8 protein-coding genes are annotated in these 6,468 nt (G+C 51.4%); 3 read left to right on the forward strand and 5 right to left on the reverse strand.

The annotated features are described in order from the left end of the window. Entirely contained in the window at positions 1 to 555 is a 555-nt protein-coding gene (locus tag DI14_RS14990; RefSeq protein WP_081825828.1) for a suppressor of fused domain protein, read from the forward strand. Positions 556 to 600: 45 nt separating this feature from the next. On the opposite strand, the gene DI14_RS05895 is transcribed toward DI14_RS14990, so the two are convergent. After that, positions 601 to 1,311, reverse strand: a complete 711-nt coding sequence (locus DI14_RS05895) for a GntR family transcriptional regulator (protein WP_034806490.1) — start codon at positions 1,309 to 1,311, stop codon at positions 601 to 603. Between the two features lie 158 nt (positions 1,312 to 1,469). On the opposite strand from DI14_RS05895, the gene bglA reads away from it, so the two are divergent. Continuing rightward, positions 1,470 to 2,924 (forward strand): 6-phospho-beta-glucosidase BglA, encoded by a 1,455-nt coding sequence (gene bglA / locus DI14_RS05900; protein WP_034806491.1) that lies wholly within the window; start codon positions 1,470 to 1,472, stop codon positions 2,922 to 2,924. Positions 2,925 to 2,974: 50 nt separating this feature from the next. Here the strand turns inward: bglA and DI14_RS05905 are convergent, their stop codons facing one another. The 4 genes from DI14_RS05905 to DI14_RS05920 all read right to left on the reverse strand — a co-directional run bounded on the left by DI14_RS05905 (position 2,975) and on the right by DI14_RS05920 (position 5,552). Beyond that, the gene (locus DI14_RS05905) at positions 2,975 to 3,841 is read right to left on the reverse strand and encodes an AraC family transcriptional regulator (RefSeq protein ID WP_034806493.1); all 867 of its coding nucleotides are present in this window, start codon (positions 3,839 to 3,841) and stop codon (positions 2,975 to 2,977) included. Between the two features lie 89 nt (positions 3,842 to 3,930). Next, positions 3,931 to 4,146, reverse strand: a complete 216-nt coding sequence (locus DI14_RS05910) for a hypothetical protein (protein WP_034806495.1) — start codon at positions 4,144 to 4,146, stop codon at positions 3,931 to 3,933. Between the two features lie 177 nt (positions 4,147 to 4,323). Beyond that, positions 4,324 to 4,695 (reverse strand): hypothetical protein, encoded by a 372-nt coding sequence (locus tag DI14_RS05915; protein WP_152545875.1) that lies wholly within the window; start codon positions 4,693 to 4,695, stop codon positions 4,324 to 4,326. Next, positions 4,695 to 5,552 (reverse strand): alpha/beta fold hydrolase, encoded by an 858-nt coding sequence (locus tag DI14_RS05920; protein WP_034806499.1) that lies wholly within the window; start codon positions 5,550 to 5,552, stop codon positions 4,695 to 4,697. The genes DI14_RS05915 and DI14_RS05920 overlap by 1 nt, the downstream gene beginning before the upstream one ends. Before the next feature lie 193 nt (positions 5,553 to 5,745). Here DI14_RS05920 and DI14_RS05925 point away from each other — a divergent pair, with 193 nt between their 5' ends. Then, positions 5,746 to 6,432 (forward strand): SDR family oxidoreductase, encoded by a 687-nt coding sequence (locus DI14_RS05925; protein ID WP_034806502.1) that lies wholly within the window; start codon positions 5,746 to 5,748, stop codon positions 6,430 to 6,432. Positions 6,433 to 6,468: the final 36 nt, after the last annotated feature.

Genomic DNA, 6,468 nt, shown 5'->3' on the forward strand with positions numbered 1-6,468 from the left:
ATGAATTATTTAGAGCATTTAGAATCCCACTGTGGAGAATTCACGAATCAATTCGAAACAGAGGATTTAATAGAACAGGCCATACAGTTCTTGCAGTTCGATGACAGCCCTGAAACCGATACGTTCACCATTTCGACGTTAGGACTTCATTGGCATACGCTACAAAACGAAGAGGGCACTCATACATATCAAGAGTTACTGTTGAGTTTTAAACAAAAACGTGCGTATGAAGACGTACTTGAGTTGTTATGGCAATTAACGACGCATGCACTCGAGACACATCACGCCTTCAAACTCGGCGAATATTTCGAACTTCCCTCGAACGTCTTCAAACGATTGAACTTTTCCTCGATTTATATGGCGACGCCGTTTTACTTTGATGAATCGTTTCTCGCCTATGAAGGAGACGAACAAACCGTGTTACCGGTCTGGTTCATTCCCATCTTTCCATCCGAAGAAGCGTTCATCGAAGCGCATGGTTCAGAACGATTCAACGAATTGCTTTACAAAACGGATGATGCGTTACTGGATTTGAAACGTAAAACGCTCGTCTGAGCCACACAAAAACACCGCTCTACGTCATCGCGTAGAGCGGTGTTTTCACATGTACGGTCCGTTCGCTTGAACGACGAACTGTGAGTGCTCGTAATGATAGGTGATGCGTGAATAGTCGAACGGTTTCCCGTTCGAGAGATGAAAGATCGTCTCAATGCGAAGCGTCGGGTCGTCCTTCTGCAAACCGAGATATCCGGCTTCCGCCTCGTCCAATCGTCCGACCTGCATGTACATGTCCGAGAAGCCGATGGTGACGCCGAGTGCGCCCTGTACGTAATCGAAGATTGAGTCGGCGACGATTTCTCGGTTCAAATACGGGACGATCGCCTTCACGTAGTACGACTCCTCGTAACAGAACACCTCGCCGTCGACGAAGCGGACCCGCTCGACACGATAGACGTCATCCGTCACGTCAATGCCAAGGTTCTGTGCGACCGTCGCGTCCGGTTTCGTGACCGAGACGTCGAGCACGTCCGACGTCAACACCCGGTCACCAAGGTTGCTCTTGAACCCTTGCGTCGAGAACAGACTCATATAGCCCGGACGGTTGTGACGCCGGACGAAGATGCCGCTCCCCCGCAATTGAAAGATGACCCCTTTCCGCTCCAGCAACTCGAGCGCTTTCGTGATCGTGCTCTTGCTGACGGCATATTGATTCATCAACTGCTCGAGGACGGGCAGTTTATCTCCTTGTTTCAAATCCTGTTGATTGATGTACTGTTCAACCTCTGTTGCAATCTGTTGGTATTTTAGCATGTGGTATCCTCACCTCGTATGATCTGCTTTGATTGTACCACGTCACCATTTCGTCGAGAATACAAAATGTATCGCACTTGTATAATTGTACCGGTACAATTATACTTGGCATGTATGATCCAGTATTGGAGATTCAAAGTTGATAAGGAGGAACTACTATGAAGACATTACCGAAAGACTTTCTATGGGGCGGCGCGCTTGCCGCCCACCAATTTGAAGGCGGCTGGGACGCCGACGGCAAAGGGCCGAGCGTCGTCGACGTGTTGACGGCCGGCGCTCACGGCGTCGCGCGTCGGATCACGGACAAGGTCGAGCCGGACGAATTTTATCCGAACCATGAAGCGATCGACTTCTATCACCGTTATAAAGAAGACGTCGCGCTCTTCGCTGAGATGGGCTTGAAGTGTCTCCGCACGTCAATCGGTTGGAGCCGGATCTTCCCGAACGGGGACGATGCGGAGCCGAACGAGGCAGGGCTCCAATTTTATGACGACTTGTTCGATGAACTGTTGAAGCACGACATCGAGCCAATCATCACACTATCTCACTTCGAGATGCCGCTTCACCTCGCACGTGAGTACGGCGGGTTCCGCAACCGTGCCGTCGTCGACCATTTCGTCCGCTTCGCCGAGGTGTGTTTCGACCGCTACAAAGACAAGGTCAAATATTGGATGACGTTCAACGAAATCAACAACAAGATGGACGTCAACAACCCGCTCTTCTTATGGACGAACTCTGGCGTCATCGTCGAAGACGGGGAGAACGCCCGTGAAGTGATGTATCAGACGGGGCACCATGAGTTGATTGCGAGCGCCCTCGCCGTCGCGAAAGGGAAAGCCATCAACCCGGACTTCGAGATCGGGGCGATGGTATCACACGTGCCGATCTATCCGTTCTCGTCAAACCCGGACGACGTCATGCTCGCCGAAGAGATGATGCGTCAGCGTTACTTCTTCCCGGACGTGCAAGTGCGCGGGGTGTACCCGAGCTATGCCTTGAACGAGTTCGAACGGGAAGGTTATACAATCCCGTTCCTTGACGGGGATGAGGAAATCTTGAAGAACGGGACCGTCGACTATCTCGGTTTCAGCTACTACATGTCGACGACCGTGAAGAGTGACGTCGTCGCCGACAACAGTGGTGACATCGTCAATGGCGGTCTACCGAACGGCGTCGAGAACCCATACATTAAGTCGAGCGACTGGGGATGGGCAATCGACCCGGTCGGCCTCCGCTACGTACTCAACCGGTTGTATGACCGCTATCAAATCCCGCTCTTCATCGTCGAGAACGGATTCGGGGCCGTCGATGAGATCGTCGATGGGAAGATTCATGATGCGGCCCGCATCGACTATTTGAAGGCACACATCGAGCAGCTGAAACAAGCGGTCGTCTATGACGGCGTCGATTTAATCGGCTACACGCCATGGGGCATCATCGACATCGTCTCGTTCACGACGGGCGAGATGAAGAAACGATACGGCATGATTTACGTCGACCGGGACAACGAGGGCAACGGCTCGATGGAGCGGATGAAGAAAGACTCGTTCGATTGGTACAAGCATGTGATCGAAACGAATGGGGAAGCGCTCGCCTACGAGCCTTCGAAATAATCGACAATACCTCCTGGAGACGACCGTCTTCAGGAGGTATTTTTCTGTGCTTACGTCGTTTTCGGTTTGACCGCCACCCACACTTCGCTATAGACGTTGTCCGACGGTCCGTCATGCTTCGTGAACGAGATGCTCGGTAAGTCTGCCAGTTCGTAGTCCGACGTCGGCAGCCATTCAGCATACGTCTTGGCCATCGTCTCCTGGAGCGTCTCCGGGAACGGGCCGGCATTCGGGAAAACGGCCCACAGGTTCGACTCGATCGTAATCTGTTCAAGATCCTCGTATGGATTATCTTGCGTCGTCGCGAAGCCAATCATGTGCGTGAGTGAACCCGTTTCGTCCAAATAGCCTTCATCGAAGTCGTACGACACGTTGAGCACTTGATGCGGATAGAGGTCCGCCAACTGATGCATCTCGCTTCGTTGTTGTTCCGTAATTGACTGCGCCAACTCGACGATTGCATTGTTCACACCTTCAAATTGAATCGGGACGCGTTTGGACACGCCGACGACGTTGAATGAAGGTTTATGTTCTAATTTGAATTCCATTGAAATTCCTCCTTTGATGTCGATGTAGAAAGTGAATTTCGGGAATGACTTTTGAATCTTGTTCTTGATCACTTCAGACGGTAAAAAGCCACACCAGTCTCGAAACGCTCGCGAGAACCCGTCGACGGATTGGTATCCATACGTATACGCCACGTCCGTGACCGATTTCCCATGAATCAAGTCCTTGTTCGCTTCTGACAGCCGACGATTTCGGATATATTCATTGAGCGTCATCCCGGCCATGTAGGAAAACATGCGTCGAAAATGATAGTCGGATACCCCGACGATGCGTGTGATATCCTCACTCGTGATGTCTTCTGTTAAATGTTGATCGATGTGGTCCATCAATCGGTTCAATGATTCAAGCATCAGCATTCCCTCCTTTCTGCATTCATCATACTTCGAACATGGTAAGGGGACTCGATGATTTCGATACGGATGTCATCGGATAGAAGACATCACTCATTGTAGCCGATGTACATCGTGAACAGGATGATGATCAGCGATGATGTCATAAGTAGACAAGCAAGTGAACTCGCGAATACGAGGAGTGTTTTGGAGAACTGGTGTCGTTGTTTCCATATCCCGAACAGAAACACCACGTTCAAAATCAGGAATGCTGCGAGTAGCAATAACGGGAGAGCACGGTTTTGCATCAATATAAATAAGTCCATAAAGGATTGCCTTCTTTCATTAGTTTTATAAAAAAGGAAATTTCCAATAACGGCTCCTATGATGAGAGGCAACACTGTCATCTGTCCCTTGTCTCGAAGGAGGAAGAAACGATGAAGAAATTACTTCATGCCACCGTCGCTGGGATTGCCCTGTTCACGATGATTGTGACACCGACATCACGTGCCTTGGTTCATCACGTAAAGAATGTCGTAGGACATACACGCTGATTGACTTTCGCGCGTTTGGCCGGCAGTCGACCACATGAGATTTTCTTCGGACAGAGAAATCGAAGAAATATACTCGATATGGCCTTTAATCGTAATCTCGAGGCCGATGCCAGGCGAGGTCAAATCATCGGTCCATTCGTCGTCATAACGTTGCGTGAAAAAGCGAAGACTCATGTCACGGTCAGCCAGGTCGTAGGTGAGAATCGGTTCCGCTCCCTCAGGCAATTCGGGTTGCTTCGTCATCTCAACTCCCCAGACGACTCCAGCAGACAGCAACAAGATCGATACGAGAAGCATGACAATCTTTTGCTGACGCCTCATCAAAGACCACTCGCTTGCTCGGTTAGTAAAAACTGTCGCACTTGTTCAATCGGGAACGCCGGATTCCAATGGACGAAGTGGCCCCCTGTCATTCGGATGTACGTGATGGGTAGCTCATGCCGCTGCAAATCTAGAATGGCTGACTGCGTCAATCGGGCTTCTTTGTCATCGAGTCCGACAAAATCGCCATAAAGAAGTAACGTCGGGACCTGAAGAGAACGCATGAGCTTCGGCGCATCAAGATGATAAAAACCGAACAATAGGTTCAATCCGCCTTGCCCGAGCTTGGCCGGTGCATCCAATGCGCGTCGAATCTCATCTCGTTCGGGTAGACCGGTCTTCGTACAAAACGTTTGGAACCGTTCGTCTGAGATGGGCTGGGATGGTTCGTCTGAGACCATCTTTCTTTCAATTCGTTCTACAACCCGAGGGCCTAGCAGACGAGAAAGCCCGCTCAGGAACGGGACGAGAAGTCCAAAAATACCATATTCTTTTAACGGAACGCGCGGGAACGCCTTGTGTCCTTGATCGAGTAAGACGAGTCGCTTCACTTGCTCGGGATAATGCGTGGCGAAAGCGAGTGCGACCGCACCTCCGAGGGAGTGTCCAATCACATGAACCGACCCGAGTCGGTGTGTCACGACGTAATCGTTGACCCAATCCGCCATCTGTTTGGCATCGACGATTTGTCTTACCCCTTCGCTTCTTCCGAAGCCCGGTAAATCCAGCAAATGGACCTCGAAATCACCGCGCAGCTTCTCGGCGAGCGAGCGTCCTGCTTCTCCGGTGAATCCTCCGGTCGGTAAAAATAAAACGGGCTGGCCGTTCCCGACCACTTCTGCATGATAACGACGCAATCAACTCCCACCTTCCAATTCCTAATATATGTATAAATTTATTGTACGTGAACGCTTCGCCAAATTGTAGAAAAAGTTCGTCCATCCATCTCATGAATGGTTCACAATCGGGGTATGAGTATAATGACGCGTGTTCAGTTCACACTTGTCGTTTTTTCTGTGTCAACTTCTATCCTACGAGGAAGAATGCAGGATGAAACTTTCAGGGAAAACAGCAATTGTCACTGGTGCCGGTTCTGGGATGGGACTCGCCATCGCCAAGCTTTTTGCGAAAGAAGGGGCGCGCGTCGTCGCGGTCGCGGGAAACGTCACGAAACAGGACGACATCGATAAGATGGTCGACACGGCGACGAATGCGTTCGGTTCGGTCGACATCTTGGTCAACAATGCCGGCATCATGGACAACTTCTTGACGGTCGGTGAAGTGACGGACGAGGTATGGGACCGTGTCCTCGCCGTCAATTTGACGGGACCGATGAAACTGGCTCGGGCCGCGATTCAGATAATGGACAAACAAGAGTCGGGCGGCGTCATCATCAATAACGCCTCGGTCGGTGGATTGTTCGGGACACGGGGCGGCGCCTCCTACGTCGCCTCGAAGCATGCACTCATCGGCCTGACGAAGAACATCGCCGCGACCTATGGCACGTTCAATAAGATTCGGGCGAACGCCATCGCACCGGGTGGGGTCAATACGAATATCGGTGCCACCATCACCGCGCCGAGCGAGCTCGGGATGCGGGCCATCCAAGGGGCAGGAGAGGCGCCGATCGGTGAACCGGAGCAAATCGCCAAAGTCGCACTCTTCCTCGCGTCGGATGATTCGAGTTTCGTCAATGGCGACGTATTGAAAGCGGACGGCGGTTGGACCGCCCGCTAACGAGAAAAACCGACACGCGCGTGTCGGCTTTTCTTA

It is taken from the genome of Exiguobacterium sp. AB2 (assembly GCF_000696055.1).
Lineage (GTDB): Bacteria > Bacillota > Bacilli > Exiguobacteriales > Exiguobacteriaceae > Exiguobacterium > Exiguobacterium alkaliphilum.

Coding starts and splice junctions, on each gene's coding strand:
- DI14_RS05905 (WP_034806493.1), bottom strand. CDS start 3,841: ATGCTTGAATCATTGAACCGATTGATGGACCACATCGATCAACATTTA.
- DI14_RS14990 (WP_081825828.1), top strand. CDS start 1: ATGAATTATTTAGAGCATTTAGAATCCCACTGTGGAGAATTCACGAAT.
- DI14_RS05925 (WP_034806502.1), top strand. CDS start 5,746: ATGAAACTTTCAGGGAAAACAGCAATTGTCACTGGTGCCGGTTCTGGG.
- DI14_RS05910 (WP_034806495.1), bottom strand. CDS start 4,146: ATGGACTTATTTATATTGATGCAAAACCGTGCTCTCCCGTTATTGCTA.
- bglA (WP_034806491.1), top strand. CDS start 1,470: ATGAAGACATTACCGAAAGACTTTCTATGGGGCGGCGCGCTTGCCGCC.
- DI14_RS05895 (WP_034806490.1), bottom strand. CDS start 1,311: ATGCTAAAATACCAACAGATTGCAACAGAGGTTGAACAGTACATCAAT.
- DI14_RS05915 (WP_152545875.1), bottom strand. CDS start 4,695: ATGAGGCGTCAGCAAAAGATTGTCATGCTTCTCGTATCGATCTTGTTG.